Genomic DNA, 18163 nt, shown 5'->3' with positions numbered 1-18163 from the left:
AAAAGAGACAAACCAACTAATGGTTTTATTAGTGACCGGCCTTAAATTGGGCTCGGGATAAAAGGTATTTTGTAAGATCGGCCGCTGCTTTATCATTATCAAAACCGGCGGGCAACCGGCCGTTAACATATTCGTTATACAACCATGGGTCGCCAACGGCAAAAACAGTTCCCTTACCATATTTTACAATGGCTGCAATAGCAGCCCCGTTTGACGATCTTAATATAACGCGGGCCTTTCCGGTAAGAGCAATGCTGCATACATCTTTCATAAAAGCTTTCTGCGCTGTTTTAAAAACCGGGTTATTGTTTATTACAATAGCGCCGTCGGCAAAATGAGCATCGTCAATAACATGGTTTTGCATATCGTTATTAAAGTGCAGCCCAAACTTGCCGGCAAGCAGGTTAAAGTGAGGGAGCTCTACATTTGCGCTGTCATTAGCCATCAATACAAGCACACCACCTGTTTTTACCCAACGCGCAATGTTATCGGCATCGATTTGCCGGATATAGTTCGGAGAAGGGTTTTCTTTTTTTGTATCGGGGTCAACAATAATATAAACGCTGGTTCCTTTTAAGTTTTGTAGTGTTGGGGCTATCTCCAGGCTACTTAGTTTGGCACCCTGCGATTTGAAGATACCGCCCCAGATAGAAAATCCGGAGTTATCCGTATCATCCCACATATAATGGAACCTTTTGCTTTGGCCATCTTTAGTTTTATGCACCTCGTGGTTAAAATAATAATCGAGCGTAACGGTTTGCGCCATTACCCTTGCGGTAATAACCGGGTGAACAAAGAGTATAACGATGAATAATTTCCGTTTCATTTCATTAAAAAATCAGCAACCACATATTGCTACTTCTTTATAACTTAACAACTTTCATGCGTGGGGTTAACAAGTGCATTATTAGCCATGCAAGCAGGTAGGCACAGGCGCAAATAATAAACAAGATATTGTACCCGCCGGTGACATTACCCGCTGCTTTGGCCGAATCCAAGATCCAGCCGATAAAAAACGGGAATGCAATGCCACCAACAGAGCCCGCCATTCCCCCAATACCTACTACAGAGCTTACCGCACGTTTGGGGAAAATATCCGACGCGGTGGTAAAGATGTTTGCGCTCCAGGCCTGGTGGGCGGCCGCTGCCAAACTTATTAAACCTACTGCCTGCCATATATTGGTAGCATACCTTGCCGCAAATATGGGCACCACGCAAAGTGCGAAAATCAACATGGCAGTTTTACGTGCTTTAAATATAGGCATCCCTCTTTTTATAAACCACGATGATAAATACCCGCCACCTATGCTGCCAATAGTGGTAGCCGTGTATATTAAAATTAAGGGCAGGGTTGGTTTTTTTAGATCGAGGTTGAAGGTGCTTGAGAAATAAGACGGCAGCCAGAAAAGAAAGAAATACCACATAGGGTCGGTAAGGAATTTACCCACTACAAATACCCAGGTTTGCCTGATGCCGAACAGCTGCCCCCACTTTACTTTCTCTTCGGGCGCGTTCGCTGTTATCGGTGCTTCAATATCACTGTGGATATGGTCAAACTCCGCCACATTTATTTTTTTATGCTTTGCAGGGATCTCATAAAATATCCACCAAAATATTAACCATATAAAACCTATTGCACCGGTTATAATAAAAGCCATTTGCCAACCGTAAATACCCAATATCCACGGAACCATAGCAGGTGCCAATACCGCACCTATGTTGGCGCCCGAATTAAATATACCCGTAGCCAGGGCACGTTCCTTTTTGGGGAACCACTCGGCCACCACTTTAATAGCCGCCGGGAAATTCCCCGCTTCGCCAAGCCCCAGCGCCGCCCTTACCGCAACAAAACCAAAAGTAGATTTCACAATAGCGTGCAGCATAGCCGCTATGCTCCAAACAATGAGCGATATGGTATAGCCTAATTTAGTCCCTATTTTATCAATAATGCCGCCAAAAGCAAGTAAACCAAGCGCATAAGCAGCCGAAAACCCCATAACAATATGGCTGTAATCGGTTTCTGTCCAGCTAAATTGCTTTTCAAGTTCGGGTTTTAAAAAGCCTATTACCTGCCTGTCCAGGTAATTAATAGTGGTTGCAAAAAACAGCAGTACCACTACCACCCAGCGGTAGTTTGTTTTTTTAGTATCGGTCATAATTGGTTGTATGCTTTATTCGCTGTACATCTTTCCATGATCAGCTTATTTGGCGCATTTCATTGCCTTTATTCAAATATGCTTCTTTTGTAGCTATATTTTGCATGTATTTATTAACCGGCATTTTTGGCAGTGTAATTAATATGTTATTACCCAGTATTGGCAACGTATCGCCCATTTATGTATCTTACATTTTATAAACCATGTATTTAAATTATGAGCATTAAACCCGTGTACCGGCTTCTTATAGCTATTATTAGTTTTGCCTCCATAACAAATAGCGCACTTGCACAACAAAATAGCGGCATAAACAAGGCTAATACACAAAAATGGCTTAAAAGCGGCAAGTGGAAAAATGGTTTAAAACTGGAAGTATCCCCATCAGTAAACGCGGCCGAATTTTACAAACAATATAATGCTAACAAGTTGGTTTGGGATAAAGTATTCCTGTTTTTAAAACAATCCAATTTGGATACCCTGAGCCCCGGCAAACACCCTATAGATGGCGACAACGCCTATGCCAGTGTAACCGAAGCGCCATCAAAAGAGCCGGATAAAGCCGGCTGGGAATCGCACCGCAAATACATCGACCTGCAATATGTAATAAAAGGCAGGGAACGCATTGATGTGGTTAATGTAGATAAGGCAGCTGTTACCAAGCCTTATGACGAAGCTAAAGACGGTGCAGGTTATACTGCCGAAGGCACCTCGTACATTGCCGGGCCGGGCACTTTCTTTTTATTTTTTCCGCAGGATGTGCATCGCCCAAATATTAAGGTGGCCGGTTATGATGTGGTAAAAAAACTGGTGGTGAAAATTAAAGTAGTTTATTAAACAGCATTTTTTAAAACCAAACTATGAGAATTAAAAGCATACTCCCCGTTTTGTTATTAAACGCATTTACGCTGGGCGCGTACGCGCAAAACATCGCGCCAAAAGCCTTCAAATTTGCGGAGCGCCAAACCAGGCTGCTGCTTACCGAAACAGAGAAAACCAAAAAGGAACTAAACAAACCCGAACTACTCTCGCCGCGCACATTGGATGCGAAAGGCAATCTGTTAATTGTATCACCAAATGATTGGTGCAGCGGATTCTTTGCAGGCAACCTGTGGTTTTTGTATGAGTACACCGGCGATAATTTCTGGCAGGAACAATCTGAGCCCTACACCGCTATAATGGAACTTGAAAAAACAAACGGCGGTACACACGATTTAGGTTTTATGGTTTATAACAGCGTGGGCAACGCTTACCGCCTAACACACAAGCAAAAATACAAGGAGAGTATCATACAGGCAGCCAGATCTTTGATCACCCGCTTTAACCCTACCATTGGCTGTATAAAATCATGGGACCATGTAAAGCAATGGCAGTTCCCGGTTATTATTGATAACATGATGAACCTGGAGCTGTTGTTTGAAGCAACCCGGCTAAGCGGCGATTCCAGCTTTTACAAAGTGGCGGTAACGCACGCCAATACCACGCTTAAAAACCATTTCAGGGCCGATAACAGCTCGTACCATGTGCTAAACTACGACCAGCAAACCGGGCGCGTTTTAGATAAAAAAACAGCTCAGGGTTTTGCGGATAGCTCGGCATGGGCACGCGGGCAGGCATGGGGCCTGTATGGGTACACCATGTGCTACCGCGAAACACATAACAAAGCGTACCTGGACCAGGCCGAAAAAATTGCAAGATACATTTTCGGCAACCCGCAAATGCCTGCCGACCTGGTGCCATACTGGGATTACGACGCTGCCAAACTGGGTAACCAGCCCCGCGATGCATCGGCCGCGGCAATTGCAGCATCGGCTTTGTATGAATTGAGCACCTACAGTAAAAACGGCAAAACCTATAAAACCACTGCCGATAAAATCCTGAATAGCCTGGCCAATCATTACCAACCACAGCCAGATAGCGCACGCGGCTTTTTACTGCTGCACAGCACCGGCCACAAACCGGCCAACAGCGAAATTGATGTGCCGATCATCTATGCCGATTATTATTATCTGGAAGCCCTGTTGCGCCAAAAACGCCTGGCCGATAAAAAGCCGGTTATCAACGTGGCGGGCACTTTAAAAAATTAGTGCTATGATACCTTACTGCGGGTTTAGCTATCGATAGCAAAGAATAAACTTTATAACTTAGGCGATAAAATCACCCTTACATGAGCTTAGAACAAACATGGCGCTGGTACGGCCCTAATGATCCGGTTACTTTGGCAGATGCCCGGCAGGCAGGTGCAACCGGTATTGTTACCGCCCTGCACCATATCCCCAACGGCGAAGTTTGGCCGGTTGACGAGATCCTGAAAAGAAAAAAACTTATTGAAGATGCCGGCCTGAAATGGTCAGTGATTGAAAGCGTACCCGTACACGAGGATATTAAAAAACGCAGCGGTAATTATGAGCAATATATTGCCAACTATCGCCGGAGTTTACTCAATATAGGTCAATGCGGTATTGATATAGTTTGTTACAATTTCATGCCCATTCTCGACTGGACACGCACCGACCTGGATTTCCATATGCCGGATGGCTCTACCGCTTTAAGGTTTGATACCGCCGCTTTCGCCGCCTTCGACCTTTATATCCTGAACAGGCCCGGTGCAGAGAATGACTATACCGAGAAGATTAAAACCAAAGCAAAAGCTTATTACAATACCTTAACTGAGGCTGAACAACAGCGTCTTGTAAAAAATATCATAGCCGGCTTGCCAGGCTCGGAAGAAGGTTACACCACAGCGCAGTTTTTGCAGATGCTGACCTCTTATGGTGATGTTAATGCACAAAAGCTTAAAGCAAACCTTGCCCATTTCCTGCAACAGGTGATCCCCGCGGCAGAACAAGCCGGTGTATTGATGTGCATCCACCCAGACGACCCGCCCTACCCTATACTTGGCCTGCCACGCATAGTAAGTAACGAGCAGGATATTAATGACATTTATAACGCTATAGATAGCCCGAATAACGGCCTTACCTTTTGCACAGGCTCTTTCGGGGTAATTGCAAGTAATGACCTGCCCGGCATGGTGCAGCGCCTTGGCCATCGCATTCATTTCATCCACCTGCGCAGCACCAAACGAGACGGGGATGGTAACTTTTACGAAGCCGACCACCTTACCGGCGATGTGGATATGTATGCAGTAATGAAGGCATTATTGGAAGAACAGCAAAGAAGAACAGGCGCAGGCCGTAAAGATACCAGCATGCCCTTCCGGCCGGATCATGGGCACAAAATGCTTGACGATCTGCATAAAAAGACAAACCCGGGCTATTCAGCCATTGGCCGCCTGCGGGGCCTTGCCGAATTGCGCGGGCTTGAACTGGGTATAAAAAGAGCATTAGAAAAATAATAAACCCGCTGAAAATCCATCACCGGCAAAAACACAATATTTTACCCCCACCAATGGCAGTTAATTATTTTACTGCTAAATTGTAGCATAATTGCTGCCGGGGAACACTTGGCCTATGTTTAACATTTACACTATATCGCATGAACTTTGAAGAACAACTAAAGGCCTTGTTTGTGGCCGAAAGCGAGATTCCTGAACCTTTCCGGATAACCGAACTGCACCAGCGCGAATACCTGAGCAATGGCGAAATGGTAAAATGGGATGGCGAAGTGAGCGAGGTTTACTCGCCCGTTTGCCTGCCCGGCGCCAAAGGCCTGCAGCGCAAGCTAATGGGCAGTTACCCGCTGGCTACCGAAAAAGAAGCCATGGAAGCGCTTACAGCCGCAGAAAAAGCCTATGATAACGGTCGCGGCGAATGGCCAACCATGAGCATTGAGGGGCGCATAAAATGTATGCAGAACTTTGTGTACAAAATGATTGAGCAACGCGAGCTCGTAATTAACCTGATTATGTGGGAGATCGGTAAATCGCACGCCGACTCTACCAAGGAGTTTGACCGTACGGTTGAGTATATTAACCTCACCATTGATGCCCTCAAAGAGCTCGACAGGCGTTCATCGCGCTTTGAAATTGCCGAGGGTGTAATTGCCCAAACCCGCAGGGCGCCGCTTGGCGTTGTACTTTGCATGGGGCCTTTCAACTACCCGCTTAACGAAACCTACACTACGCTTATCCCTGCTATTATTATGGGGAATACTATTTTATTTAAACCGCCTAAGCATGGCACGCTTGTTCATTATCCGTTGCTAAAGGCGTTTAAAGAATCGTTCCCGGCGGGGGTGGTTAACACAGTTTATGGCCGTGGTGCTACTGTTACCCCGGGATTGATGGCTACCGGCCGCATCAATGTACTGGCCTTTATCGGATCGAGCAAGGTGGCTAACGATCTGAAAAAACGCCATCCTAAAATAAACCGCCTGCGCGCTGTTTTAAGTTTGGATGCCAAGAATGCGGCCATCGTTACCAAAAACGCCGATCTTAAACTGGCCGTATCCGAGATCATGCTGGGCGCCCTATCCTATAATGGGCAACGTTGCACAGCACTAAAAATAGTTCATGTACATAAAGACGTAGCTGAACCGTTTTTACAACTGCTGAGCGAAGCCGTTGGCAAACTAAAACTGGGTATGCCATGGGTAAGCGGTGTTAACATTACCCCGGTTGCCGAACCCGGCAAGCCTGCTTACCTTAAAGAATGCCTTGATGATGCTATTGCGCATGGCGCACAGGTAATCAATGAAAATGGTGGCACCTCGGCCGAATCATTTGTGTTCCCGGCTATTGTTTACCCGATTACCAGGGATATGAAACTTTATCTCGAAGAGCAATTTGGCCCGGTAATACCGGTTATCCCGTTCGAATCGATAGAAGAGCCGATCCAATACCAGATAGATTCGCCGCATGGGATGCAGCTGAGTATATTCAGTAATGATGGTAAAGAGATAGCAGCGCTGATTGACCCGTTTGTGAACCTGGTTAGCCGTGTAAACATTAACAGCCAGTCGCAGCGCGGGCCTGATGTGTTCCCGTTCACCGGCCGTAAGGACAGCGCAGAAGGAACGCTTTCGGTATCAGATGCGTTACGTTCATTCTCGCTCCGCTCGCTTGTAGCTGCTAAGATGAACGACACCAATAAGCAGCTGTTCAATGATATTGTAAGAGGGCACGAATCAAACTTCCTGAGTACGGATTATATTTTTTAAACCCTATTATATTGAATGCAAAAGGGCAAATGATGTTGTGATCATTTGCCCTTTTTAGTTTTCCCGAATGGATTCGAACCACTACTAACAGAGTCAGAGTCTGGTGTGCTACCGTTACACTACGAGAAAATAGCGGTATTACTTATGCTGCAAAAGTAAAAAATTGATGGGTTTTTACAACATAATGCTGTAAAAATTGACAATAGGCGAGGTAAAAGATTTGAGGACAGTAATGAACGAGCGGTTGCCTGACAGAAAAGCGGGAAGCTACTTACTGCTTGTAGAAGATTTCTCCTCGTACCTCGTTCGAAATTACAGGATGGTCAAACTGTTTTATGATCAGCACACCTGTACATCATCTATATATTCCACCAATATGTCCATTTAATAGTTAGCTGCCTGTTCTTAACCGTAAACGGTGAAGGAATGGAATTGTCGCCGTAAACAATAAAAAGGTCGGAGGCGGGCTTATAGCGCCATTGCAGGCGGCTGTTAATATTCATATTCCGGGCCTGTTCGTTGTATTGCACATACGTGGTAAAATACAGGGTATTGGTAAAGGTTACATCAGCCCGCGGGCCAATCAGCCAAAACTTATTGCGGCCATAAGGCGCGGGCAGGTGCAAGTCATTAAAGGAAGCGTTCAGTATCAAATTCACATACGGCTGAAAACGATAGCCAACCTGCCCTATCAGCGTATTTTTGTTTCCCCCGTCATAATATCCCCCGTGCGCGCCTTCAACCAGGTAAGTGAAAACGCTTTGTGGTTTAGAGGCAAACTGCACGTCAATTGTGTTCCAATGGTTAGCAAAACCGGTTGGCAGCATAGGCTTACCTGTGTTGGTAGGATCGAAGGGGCGCAGCAGCTTTACGTAATCGTCCAACCCGGATACGGTTAGCGTGGCACGGCTGCGGAAGGTAATCAGGTAGCTTAGGATAGTTTCATTATCAGTAGAACGGAAGCGTTCATCAAAAAAGTAGATTCCCGATGCCTGGATCCCATGCGATAATATGGAACCGCTTTTGGGGAAAAAGTTATGCTGTATCAACGGGTTTAGCTTGTTATAACCCGTACGGGGCACATAACCAGCCTCGGCCTTGTAGTTTTCGCCCACGTACTGCTGCTGCATGCTGAATGTCCAGTATTTGCTTAGGTATTGCAGATTGGCGGCCCCCACAAAATCGTGCCCCTGCACACCCGGGCTAAATGATTTCAGCGCCAGAAATTTCCCCGTTAACAGGTTATTGGATGATGCCAGGTTAAATTCGGCACCAACGTTGCGGTTATAAGCCGCGGCAGTGCTGCCGGGTGCAGGCGCGCTACCGGTACCATCACGGTTAACAAACATAAACCCGATATTGGAACGCGAGAATACCCGCCTTTGCAGGGTTACAATACCAAAATTTTGCCCCGGTAAATTATCTGAGGATGACTGCCCTGTTTGGATATCCATCACCCCGATGCGCCAGTTCTTATCAATTTTGCCTGTTAACCTCGCCCCTGCGCGGATAGGTGCATTAAGCCCTACCCTGCGCGAAAAGAATGGCCTGATATCGGCGTAGCCAAAATTAGCGAACAGGTCGCCGTTCTCTAAAAAAAACTGCCGTTTTTCGGGGAAGAAAAGCTCGTACCGGTTCAGGTTTATCACCTGTTGATCTACATCCACCTGCGAAAAATCCGGGTTAACGGTCATGTCAAGGTTTAGGGATGAGGTAAGCCCTACCTTTACGTCGCCCCCAATTTCTTTGCGGTAAACGGCGTCTTTATGGTTCTCAAAATCTTTGGTAATGCCCCCCAGCGCGTATGGAATTACAGAAATATTATGCGTGGCTACAGGTGGCGCTTCGTCCCATATAATTGTACCCGTATACGCCAGCGATGCAGTTGGAAACTGCCTTGGCACAGGCGCCCAGCTCGATTTTTCGGTAGTTACCAGGTCGTTACGGCTAAAGTTGATGCCCCACTCTTTTATACCCTTTTTATACCGGATACTTTTAAAAGGGATAGCCGCCTCAAAAACCCATTTATCCGGGTAGTTCTTTACGGATGAGAACCATTTATTGTCCCAGCTCAGGTCAACCTTGCCTCCCTCATACATAGTGCCGTCCCATTGCGCCCCGGCCGCATTGGCGCCAAAGCTAAAGCCATCAGTACGGGCATCAAAGGGGTCCATAAAAAAGATGAAGTTATCGTTCTTCAGAAAGCTAAAATCACGCTTAAGTGATTCTACCATATAACCCGAAGTTGGTGTATAACAAACGGCAGAGATGTAAAAGTTATCATTATCATAAGCCATACGTACCACCGTGCGCAGTTTGGCAAAGCTGGTATCCATGGGTAAAACCATAAAAAAATGGGCAGCCGTATCGGCGCTGAGCCAGTCGGCCTCGTCCAATAATCCGTCAATTTTTATGTGCGATGCCGCACGGCGGATATGATACTTATAATTGGCATTCTTTTTTTGCGCGAACACAGCACCGCCAAGCATGCAGCAGCATAACAGCAGTAAGGTAAACTTTGGTTTTAGCAATTGGTATGGTACTTAGATTGTGAGATAATACCACCGTTTATGTGTTAACGGTACACAATAATATAAATATTAAATTAAAAAAAATAACCGGCAGTATGCTTACCAACTGTTTTTTAAAAGAGTATGTAATATTGTTACCTTGCATACAAGCTGACTTACCCGCTGCTCACCTGTACTGCGTAAATAGGGGTGGAAAGATTTAATCTTAAAGCGATGTTGGGTGGCTAAATACGGCGATTAATAATTACAAACACTATGGCAAATAACCTGCAACAACTATACGGCAATATCGATATCTACCTGTTTGACCAATTACTGAAAGGCCGGTTTGATACTTGCGCAAAAGTGCTTGATGCCGGTTGTGGCGGCGGGCGCAACCTGGTTTACTTTATGCAGAACGGGCACGAGGTGTACGGCGTAGATCCAAATCCCGAGGCTGTTGCCCAGGTACAAATGCTGGCTAAAGAGTTGGCACCAAATATCTCAGCGAAGAACTTCATGGTTGCTAAAGCCGAGTCAATGCCATTTAAAGTTGAAACATTTGACCTGGTGATATGTAGCGCCGTGCTGCATTTTGCTAACGACAGCAACCATTTCGATGCCATGCTGCGCTCGATGTGGAATACGCTAAAACCGGGCGGCTACTTTTTTGCGCGCCTGGCCTCAGATATAGGTATAGAAAAATTGGTTTTACCTTTAGGAAACAGTCGGTACGCCCTGCCTGATGGATCGGAACGTTTTTTGGTAAATGAGCAGATATTGATAGAATACACAACCGACCTGGGCGGCCAACTGGTTGAGCCTATCAAAACCACCAACGTACAAAATTTAAGGTGTATGACAACGTGGTGTGTGCAAAAAACCGGCTCGCCTAAAGCAGCTTCGCAAGAGCGGACTTTTTCTTTGTAACCCCCTGGGTGAGGCCATTACTCCTTCAACCCTTGCAGGTCACATTCAAGCGCCTTATCCCAATTGCCGGTAATGGCTGCTGCATTGTAGGTAGTCTGCAGAAATTGCCGTAAGGTTTCTTCAGGATTAGCCGATTGCTGCACTACTTCATAGGTTAATAAAAATTCGCCCATTTCGCCGCTGTAAAAAGCTTCGGGCGGGCTAACCTGTTGCTGGCTAAATTCGGCAGGTGTTGGGTAACAATAACTATAAAATGCCGGGTGCGGGAACTGCTCGCCGCCCAGCCAAAAACCACATGAGCTAACTTCGTGCGAGTAGGCTTCCTGCATGACGTCATCGGGCATATTTGGCGCCCCACCGGGATGCTTTGGCGCCGGGCGGCCACTGAAACGGGTAACTGCCAGATCGAACGCCCCCCAAAAGAAATGTACCGGGCTGCATTTACCTAAAAAGCCCGCCCTAAAATCGGTAAACACATTATGGATGCGTATAAGCGCCTGCCAAATGGTTTGCATAGCATCAGCATTATATGTACAAGGGGTAGTATTTTCGGCAAACGGCACAGCCGGGTCAACCTCATTGGGTACGGCATAAATTTCAACATCAACACCGGCGGCTTTTAGGTTACCTATTAGTTCATTATAAAAATCGGCTATGGTTTCTGCACCTAAAGCCGATGAGTGTTTTACACCCGTACTGGTAGTTATTTGTAATTGATGATCTATAAAATCAAGATCTATTTGAAAAACGCCACTCTCATAAGGGATACTGCCTGTACTTAATCCTGTAGCACTTACATACAAGGTAACCTGCCAGGAATGATTTATCCATGGCATTTTTTTGAGGCGCACCTTCCCTATCATCTGTGTCCACATGTGTACAGTAGCGATGGTATCTTTCAGGTAATGGTATTCCAATTTGGGCCAGGTGTGGGTAGTGTTGCTCATCATGTAAATATACAAGCAAATGAGCAATTTGTTATTAAGCTTGATAGTTTACTCATACGGTCATTCGCTCGGCTAGCCTATCTTCGCTTTGCGGAAAGAGGCTCGCGCATAAAGTGCCATTGGCTGTGAGTTATTTTTAGCAATAACAAAAAAAGCGATGGGCTCCTCAGCCCACCGCCATCAGTTATTAGTCAGTCAGTATAGTTAGACGTCGCGGGTAGATTCGAACTACCGTTAAAGGTTTTGCAGACCCACACCTATCCTCTCGGCCACGCGACTTTATGCCTCTTCGGCCTTAGTTATTTATTGGGCTGCGGTGTTGTACGCAAGTATGGTTTCACTTCTTTAAATCCTTTAGGGAATTTAGCCGGAATATCTTCTGTTTTAATTGATGGCAACACTACCACATCCTCTCCATCTTTCCAATCGGCAGGGGTTGCTACGCTGTGGTAAGCAGTTAACTGCAGGCTGTCAATTACCCTCAATATCTCCTGGAAATTGCGGCCGGTTGATGCAGGGTAACTGATGATCAGTTTTATCTTTTTGTCGGGCCCAATAATAAACAACGAGCGTACGGTTGCTGTTAGCGATGCATTGGGGTGGATCATATCATAAGCCTGCGAGATCTCGCGGCTCTCGTCGCCGATGATCGGGAAGGTTACCTCAACACCCTGTGTTTCGTTAATATCTTTTATCCACCCTTTGTGCGATTCTACATTATCAGTACTCAATGCTATCACTTTTACATTGCGTTTTTCAAACTCATCTTTTAATGATGCAGTTTTGCCCAGTTCAGTAGTACAAACCGGTGTATAATCGGCCGGGTGGGAGAATAAAACGCCCCAGCTATCGCCCAGGTAATCGTAAAAATCAATTTCTCCGTTTGATGTTTGTGCTTTAAAATTGGGGGCGTCATCGCCGATGCGTAAGCTCATGTTTTCCTGGTTTAAAATGTTTTTAAAATATCTTTTATAGCGTAAAGCTATATATTGTAAAAATAGTTTTCAATAAAATTATTCGCAGAAAGCTTTTAGAGAGAGGCCATAAACAGCGCAAGAGGAATGCTTAAACATGCATTCAATTTCTTTTAACTCCGCTTATCTGTCTCCGTATTGGTTACGAAGCAGGAATTAGCACCTTACACAAGCTAAAATGCTGTACAGGTTGCTAAGACATCATAGGGCCTTTCCCTCTGTCTTTCTGGATAAGTATATTTAAAGAACAATTAATAATACAAATGTAGTTTATTAATTCTATAATTCCTATAGACTTAATAAACTATTTGAGTTTAAAAATACAAACAATTGATTTTCAGTGATAAAATTTATCCGAACGCTTGTGCATAATTCCCGCAAACATATTTTGTGTGTAAAATAAAGTCGGCATTAATCTTAAATACTATAATTTTTTTCAGTTGCCACCCGGTAATTGGGGTCTTCCATAATGTTTACATCAATAACATCGGCAGCGTTTTGTAATAAAGCCACGCAATCGGTACTCAAATGTTTGAGGTGTAGCTTTTTACCGGCTTTATGGTAGCGCCCTGTAAGTTTATTAAGCGCCTCAATGCCAGACATATCCGCCACGCGGCTATCTTTAAAATCTATTATCACTTCTTCAGGATCATTTATCACATCAAATTTTTCGGTGAAGGTTGTTACCGAGCCAAAAAACAGCGGGCCGTAAATTTCGTAATGTTTCACCCCGTGTTCATCAATATATTTACGTGCACGGATGCGTTTAGCGCTCTCCCAGGCAAACACCAGGGCCGATATAATAACGCCTATGAGTACTGCTAATGCAAGGTTATGCAGCAGTATAGTTATCACTGCAACAAGTATGCCTACAAACACATCCTGCTTTGGCATTTTATTAAATATCCTGAAACTTATCCACTCAAAAGTGCCAAACGCCACCATGACCATTACACCGGTAAGCGCCGCCACAGGCAACCTGCCAATAACAGGCGCACCAAACAGGATGATGACCAGGATGGTGAGCGATGCTATGATCCCTGACAACCTTGCCCTTGCACCCGCCGAAAGATTTACCAGCGTTTGCGCTATCATGGGGCAGCCCCCCATCCCAAAAAAGAAACCGTTTAAAATATTTGCACTCCCCTGCGCAATGCATTCGCGGTTGCCGTTGCCTTTGGTGGCGGTTATTTCATCAACCAGGTTTAGGGTTAGTAAGCCTTCGGTTAAACCCACGGCAGCCATAATTAAGGCATATGGGAATACAATGTTCAGCGTATGTAAGTTTAACGGAACAGCCGGGATATGAAATGGCGGGAAGCCGCCACTAACAGATGCTATATCGCTAACGGTTTTGGTGTGGATGCCAAACCCAAATACCAGGGCAAATACAATAATTATGGCCACCAGCGAAGACGGTATAGCCTTGGTAATTTTAGGGAATATAACCACAATAGCAATGGTTAGTGCCACCAGGCCGGCCATAATTAACAGCGGTGTGCCGCTAAGCCAGGCTTCGTGCCCGTTAACTACAGTTTTAAACTGCTGTAACTGTGCCATAAAAATAATTACAGCTAACCCGTTCACAAAGCCGTACATTACGGGTTGAGGTACCAGCCTGATCAGCTTTGCCAGCTTAAACAGGCCAATTGCAATTTGAATAACGCCTGCCATGGCTACAGCCACAAAAACATATTCGATGCCGTTGGTTTTCATCAGGGCGATGAGTACCACAACAGTAGCCCCTGCCCCGCCTGATATAAGCCCCGGCCTGCCGCCAAACACGGCTGTAACCAACCCCATAATAAAAGCGGCATACAAACCCACCAGCGGAGGAAAGCCGGCCAATATGGCGAACGACAATGACTCGGGCATCATTGTCATAGCCACGGTAAGGCCCGCCAATATCTCGGTTTTATAGTTAATCTGTTGCGTAAAGTCAAATAATTTAAGGCTGGCCTTCATGGCAGCAAAGCTATAAAAATGCCTGCAACCTCAGTGTACAAGTTATTCTTACTTCCCGTTCAGCTTTTTAATCAGTTCCACTTCTTCTGGCCTATAAGGCGTACCATCTTTGCGGAAGATATCATGAAACCATTCTTTGGGTTCACTGCCATCAGGTATAGGGTTATCCCAGGCGTAAATAGTATTGGTTTTACCCATTACAAAGCCCCAGTTTAACGCGCCTACATTCTCCTTTTTTAGCATAGGCATAATGTTGGCAAATTTGCTGCCGCGTGTACGGGCCATGTACTCGGTACATATCATGGGCCTGCCGTGACTTTTTAACAGCTGGATGGTTTTAAGGTGCGATGCCTCGTCAGTATAATCGTGATAGGTTATTACATCCGAATTTAACGCCTGGTAGGTGTTCAGTTTCTCAAAATTCCAGTCCCACAGGCCGGCAGATATGGGCTGCTCAGGGTTAACAGCACGGGCCCAGGCAAATACCTTTTTAAGTAAAGTAAGTGACGCTTCTTTTTTGTTAGAGTTACCCGGCTCGTTATACAAGTCCCAAAGCAGTACACGCTTATCGTGCTTAAAAGTTGTTAATACATCAGTTACATAAGCTTGCAGCATGGCGGTTTCGCCAGTGTTGTTAAGCCGGTTTCCAGGGTCCTGCAACCAGCCCGAGTTATGGACGCCAATTTTAGGGGCCGGTTGTTTACCGGTTTTAGCATCAGCATTCCAGCAATCGTCAAAAAATACAAACATGGTTTTAATACCATGCTTGTTGGCAATGGCGAGGTACTGGTCAACACGTTTTTTAAAACCTGTTTTATCCTGTTTCCAGGCAAGGCTGTATAAAAACACACGCATGGTGTTAAATCCTATTCCCTGTGCATAGCCCAGTTCACGGTCAATGGTGGCGGGGTCAAAGGTATCTGCCTGCCACATTTCCAATTGGTTTATTGCGCTGCTGGGTATAAAATCAGCTCCGCTCATCCATTTATGCTGTGCATACCACGCATTAGCTTTGGCTGTTGTCCAAACTTTACCCACAGGCGCTTTTTGGGCCGAAGCATTTATTGTTAATAGTATTAATAGCACTGTAAGCAGGTTAGCAAATAATTTTTTCATAGCAGGTATATATTGGTAAAGTAAATATATAAAAGTTTGGCAATTGGTTAATTACGCGCATTACAGTTTTGATTAATCTGGGGGCAATATATTTGATATATCAATAGTTATAATTAAAAATAGATATGCAATGGGGTGGTCCTGTACAGCAATTAGCCTACGTACTCCTTTAAGCAATAATATTTCTTTACACTTAACTATATTATTCCGACAAATATTATACTATTTTTACCCCGTCCAACTTTTCATAACCCTGTAGGAAAATTAACCGTATAAGAGCCTTACATTGTTATAAGGGTATAATTTTCAATGGAATATAAATTATATAGATTAATATTATGGAGGACATGGTTAAATATTCACACCCGTATAAAATATTTGTGATCTTATAATAATTTACAACAACGCTGGGTTGTATTATACAGATGCCTACATTTTTGGCATGTATTTTATTAAACTCAGTGTTAAATAAAAGTATTAGTGATTAAAGTGCGAAATGAGTTTTTCTGAGAGTCATAAGTTTTCTGGCGAAGGCATAGCTCATATTGCGCGTATAATTGATAAAATTAATCTAGGCATATGGGAATATAACACCGATACCAAAGAAGTTAAATGGTCGTCGGGGTTTTACACGGCCTTGGGGTATGCTCCCGGTGAAATTGAGTGCTCCTACAATTTCTTTTTTAACCAGCTTTTATACTATCACGATAAAGAGGTTTTCTTGAAAGCCACGCAACATCCAAGGCAAGGTGGTTCGCCGGTTGCACACGTCAGGCTGCTTACTAAACTAAACGGTTACCAATGGTTTGAGAACACTACCCAAAAGCACGATACGGCCGATGGCCCGGTAATTTACGGTGTGCTTAAAAATATCCACGCTTTAAAAATAAGCGAGATAAAAGTTACCGAAGCCGAGTTTAAGGTAAACGAAATTGGACGCATAGCCAAAATTGGCAGCTGGGAAATTGATACAGCTACCATGGGGCTTACTTTCTCGAAAGAGATGTACGATATTTTTGAGCTTGACGACCATGTAACAATGAGTGTTGAGGAAGCCATTGGCTTTTTTGAGCCGCATTACCGCAAAACATTAACTAATGTTGTTAATGAGGCTTTAAACTACTGCAAGCCTTATGATATTGAGCTTTTGTTTAAAACAGCAAAAAACAATGTGATATGGGTACGCTCAAAAGGGGTGCCTGTAATTAACGATCATGGCAAGTGCGTAACCGTAAGGGGGATTTTTCAGGATATTGATAGTATTAAAAGAAAAGGGATAACCCTGCAATCGTCAATAAACCTGCTGGATGATCAAAACAAGCGCCTGCAAAATTTTGCCTACATCGTATCGCATAACCTGCGGTCGCACTCGGGCAATTTAAAGTTTATGGTGAATTTGTTTGAAGAAGCAAAACTAAGCGAAGAACGTACGGAGATATTCTCGCATATTAAAACCATCAGCGAAAGCCTTAGCGCTACAATGGGCCACCTTGATGAGATAGTGAGAATACAATCTGAAATTACCCGCGAACGTAAGCTGCTTGATTTTGAAACCATATTTAATAACGTGGCATCGGCCCTGCATACCAATATAGACAGGACTAACGCCGTTATAAATACCAATTTTAGCGACTGCCCACAGGTTAACTACATCCCCGCCTACCTTGAAAGTATTTTGCAAAACCTGCTTACCAATGCCATTAAATATAAACACCCAGACCGTAACCCGGTAATAAATATAACCACACGTAAGGTGGGTAACGAAGTTTACCTCATATTTGAGGATAACGGTATTGGTATAGATATGCAGCGCTACGGCGACCAGCTTTTTGGCATGTATAAAACTTTCCATCAAAACTCCGACTCGAAAGGTATTGGCCTTTTCATTACCCGTAACCAGGTTGAAGCGCTGGGCGGAACTATACAAGTTGAAAGCGCTGTAAATATTGGCACAAAATTTACAGTGAAACTGGTATAATCAATGCCAAAAAATGAATACCGAAAACAAAAGTGTGACTGCAGGAATTGTTGATGATGATGAGATATTTACATACGGTTTCAAAAAAATAACAGCAATAAAGGGCCTATTCGACGAAATACTGAACTTTAGTAACGGGAAAGAAGCTATCGACTTTTTAAAAGATCCACAAAATAAACAACGTTTACCCGATGTTTTATTTGTAGATATTAATATGCCGGTGATGAATGGTTGGGAATTCAATAAAGCTTTTGAGGAAATAAAATCTCAGTTGGGTAAAAATATCACATTATACAATATCAGCTCGTCTATTGATCTCGAGGATATTAAACGCGCTAAAAGCAACCCTATCATTGCCGATTACCTTTTAAAACCTATTGATGAGCAGTATCTTGCAGAGATATTCCGCTCGTTACAAAACGCGGGTGACTTAAGACTTTACAATTAATTTTGATTTACGGTTGTTTAAAAC

General features: G+C 44.3%; 14 protein-coding genes, 2 tRNA genes and 1 riboswitch. Of the genes, 7 read left to right on the top strand and 9 right to left on the bottom strand.

Annotation, left to right across the window (positions count from 1 at the left end; genetic code table 11):
- Positions 1–28: 28 nt before the first annotated feature.
- On the bottom strand, positions 29–826 hold the full coding sequence (locus IDJ75_RS01555) for a DUF4350 domain-containing protein (protein WP_191173858.1): 798 nt from the start codon (positions 824–826) through the stop codon (positions 29–31).
- A 37-nt stretch (positions 827–863) separates the two neighbouring features.
- Positions 864–2156, bottom strand: coding sequence for an MFS transporter (locus tag IDJ75_RS01550; RefSeq protein ID WP_191173857.1), 1293 nt, complete (start codon positions 2154–2156; stop codon positions 864–866).
- A 216-nt stretch (positions 2157–2372) separates the two neighbouring features.
- Here IDJ75_RS01550 and IDJ75_RS01545 point away from each other — a divergent pair, with 216 nt between their 5' ends.
- The 4 genes from IDJ75_RS01545 (at position 2373) to IDJ75_RS01530 (ending at position 7271) form a co-directional block, all read left to right on the top strand.
- A complete protein-coding gene (locus IDJ75_RS01545) occupies positions 2373–2990 on the top strand; it encodes a YhcH/YjgK/YiaL family protein (protein WP_191173856.1) in 618 nt (205 codons plus the stop codon).
- 23 nt (positions 2991–3013) lie between these two features.
- Complete coding sequence (locus IDJ75_RS01540; RefSeq protein ID WP_191173855.1) at positions 3014–4240, top strand: glycoside hydrolase family 88 protein; 1227 nt, start codon at positions 3014–3016, stop codon at positions 4238–4240.
- A gap of 80 nt (positions 4241–4320) precedes the next feature.
- Positions 4321–5508 (top strand): mannonate dehydratase, encoded by a 1188-nt coding sequence (uxuA, locus tag IDJ75_RS01535; protein ID WP_191173854.1) that lies wholly within the window; start codon positions 4321–4323, stop codon positions 5506–5508.
- Between the two features lie 140 nt (positions 5509–5648).
- Positions 5649–7271 (top strand): NADP-dependent glyceraldehyde-3-phosphate dehydrogenase, encoded by a 1623-nt coding sequence (locus IDJ75_RS01530; RefSeq protein WP_191173853.1) that lies wholly within the window; start codon positions 5649–5651, stop codon positions 7269–7271.
- A 58-nt stretch (positions 7272–7329) separates the two neighbouring features.
- On the opposite strand, the gene IDJ75_RS01525 is transcribed toward IDJ75_RS01530, so the two are convergent.
- Both IDJ75_RS01525 and IDJ75_RS01520 read right to left on the bottom strand, forming a co-directional pair.
- Positions 7330–7400: transfer RNA gene (locus tag IDJ75_RS01525), tRNA-Gln, on the bottom strand.
- Between the two features lie 230 nt (positions 7401–7630).
- Complete coding sequence (locus IDJ75_RS01520) at positions 7631–9802, bottom strand: carbohydrate binding family 9 domain-containing protein (protein WP_224746447.1); 2172 nt, start codon at positions 9800–9802, stop codon at positions 7631–7633.
- A 255-nt stretch (positions 9803–10057) separates the two neighbouring features.
- On the opposite strand from IDJ75_RS01520, the gene IDJ75_RS01515 reads away from it, so the two are divergent.
- A complete protein-coding gene (locus IDJ75_RS01515) occupies positions 10058–10711 on the top strand; it encodes a class I SAM-dependent methyltransferase (protein ID WP_191173852.1) in 654 nt (217 codons plus the stop codon).
- A 17-nt stretch (positions 10712–10728) separates the two neighbouring features.
- Here IDJ75_RS01515 and IDJ75_RS01510 read toward each other — a convergent pair whose 3' ends face one another.
- The 5 genes from IDJ75_RS01510 to IDJ75_RS01490 all read right to left on the bottom strand — a co-directional run bounded on the left by IDJ75_RS01510 (position 10729) and on the right by IDJ75_RS01490 (position 15713).
- Positions 10729–11661, bottom strand: coding sequence for a DUF5996 family protein (locus tag IDJ75_RS01510; RefSeq protein WP_224746446.1), 933 nt, complete (start codon positions 11659–11661; stop codon positions 10729–10731).
- Positions 11662–11866: 205 nt separating this feature from the next.
- Positions 11867–11937 (bottom strand) — tRNA-Cys (locus tag IDJ75_RS01505).
- Positions 11938–11957: 20 nt separating this feature from the next.
- Positions 11958–12593, bottom strand: a complete 636-nt coding sequence (locus tag IDJ75_RS01500) for a peroxiredoxin (protein WP_191173851.1) — start codon at positions 12591–12593, stop codon at positions 11958–11960.
- A gap of 159 nt (positions 12594–12752) precedes the next feature.
- Positions 12753–12869: riboswitch (SAM riboswitch) on the bottom strand.
- A gap of 180 nt (positions 12870–13049) precedes the next feature.
- Positions 13050–14597 (bottom strand): SulP family inorganic anion transporter, encoded by a 1548-nt coding sequence (locus IDJ75_RS01495; RefSeq protein ID WP_191173850.1) that lies wholly within the window; start codon positions 14595–14597, stop codon positions 13050–13052.
- 48 nt (positions 14598–14645) lie between these two features.
- Complete coding sequence (locus IDJ75_RS01490; protein WP_191173849.1) at positions 14646–15713, bottom strand: cellulase family glycosylhydrolase; 1068 nt, start codon at positions 15711–15713, stop codon at positions 14646–14648.
- 496 nt (positions 15714–16209) lie between these two features.
- Between IDJ75_RS01490 and IDJ75_RS01485 the strand changes: the two genes are divergently transcribed.
- Together IDJ75_RS01485 and IDJ75_RS01480 are read left to right on the top strand one after the other, a co-directional pair.
- The gene (locus IDJ75_RS01485) at positions 16210–17691 is read left to right on the top strand and encodes a PAS domain-containing sensor histidine kinase (protein WP_191173848.1); all 1482 of its coding nucleotides are present in this window, start codon (positions 16210–16212) and stop codon (positions 17689–17691) included.
- 13 nt (positions 17692–17704) lie between these two features.
- A complete protein-coding gene (locus IDJ75_RS01480) occupies positions 17705–18139 on the top strand; it encodes a response regulator (RefSeq protein WP_191173847.1) in 435 nt (144 codons plus the stop codon).
- Positions 18140–18163 lie beyond the last annotated feature (24 nt).

This window comes from Mucilaginibacter rigui (genome assembly GCF_014773275.1).
In the GTDB taxonomy this organism is placed as follows: Bacteria; Bacteroidota; Bacteroidia; order Sphingobacteriales; family Sphingobacteriaceae; genus Mucilaginibacter; species Mucilaginibacter rigui_A.
This window is presented reverse-complemented; position numbering and strand designations above follow the sequence as displayed.

What these genes read in the sequence shown, in the direction of transcription:
- uxuA (WP_191173854.1), top strand. Translation starts at nt 4,321, where the DNA reads ATGAGCTTAGAACAAACATGGCGCTGGTACGGCCCTAATGATCCGGTT.
- IDJ75_RS01500 (WP_191173851.1), bottom strand. Translation starts at nt 12,593, where the DNA reads ATGAGCTTACGCATCGGCGATGACGCCCCCAATTTTAAAGCACAAACA.
- IDJ75_RS01490 (WP_191173849.1), bottom strand. Translation starts at nt 15,713, where the DNA reads ATGAAAAAATTATTTGCTAACCTGCTTACAGTGCTATTAATACTATTA.
- IDJ75_RS01495 (WP_191173850.1), bottom strand. Translation starts at nt 14,597, where the DNA reads ATGAAGGCCAGCCTTAAATTATTTGACTTTACGCAACAGATTAACTAT.
- IDJ75_RS01540 (WP_191173855.1), top strand. Translation starts at nt 3,014, where the DNA reads ATGAGAATTAAAAGCATACTCCCCGTTTTGTTATTAAACGCATTTACG.
- IDJ75_RS01555 (WP_191173858.1), bottom strand. Translation starts at nt 826, where the DNA reads ATGAAACGGAAATTATTCATCGTTATACTCTTTGTTCACCCGGTTATT.
- IDJ75_RS01485 (WP_191173848.1), top strand. Translation starts at nt 16,210, where the DNA reads ATGAGTTTTTCTGAGAGTCATAAGTTTTCTGGCGAAGGCATAGCTCAT.
- IDJ75_RS01480 (WP_191173847.1), top strand. Translation starts at nt 17,705, where the DNA reads ATGAATACCGAAAACAAAAGTGTGACTGCAGGAATTGTTGATGATGAT.
- IDJ75_RS01545 (WP_191173856.1), top strand. Translation starts at nt 2,373, where the DNA reads ATGAGCATTAAACCCGTGTACCGGCTTCTTATAGCTATTATTAGTTTT.
- IDJ75_RS01510 (WP_224746446.1), bottom strand. Translation starts at nt 11,661, where the DNA reads ATGATGAGCAACACTACCCACACCTGGCCCAAATTGGAATACCATTAC.
- IDJ75_RS01515 (WP_191173852.1), top strand. Translation starts at nt 10,058, where the DNA reads ATGGCAAATAACCTGCAACAACTATACGGCAATATCGATATCTACCTG.
- IDJ75_RS01530 (WP_191173853.1), top strand. Translation starts at nt 5,649, where the DNA reads ATGAACTTTGAAGAACAACTAAAGGCCTTGTTTGTGGCCGAAAGCGAG.
- IDJ75_RS01550 (WP_191173857.1), bottom strand. Translation starts at nt 2,156, where the DNA reads ATGACCGATACTAAAAAAACAAACTACCGCTGGGTGGTAGTGGTACTG.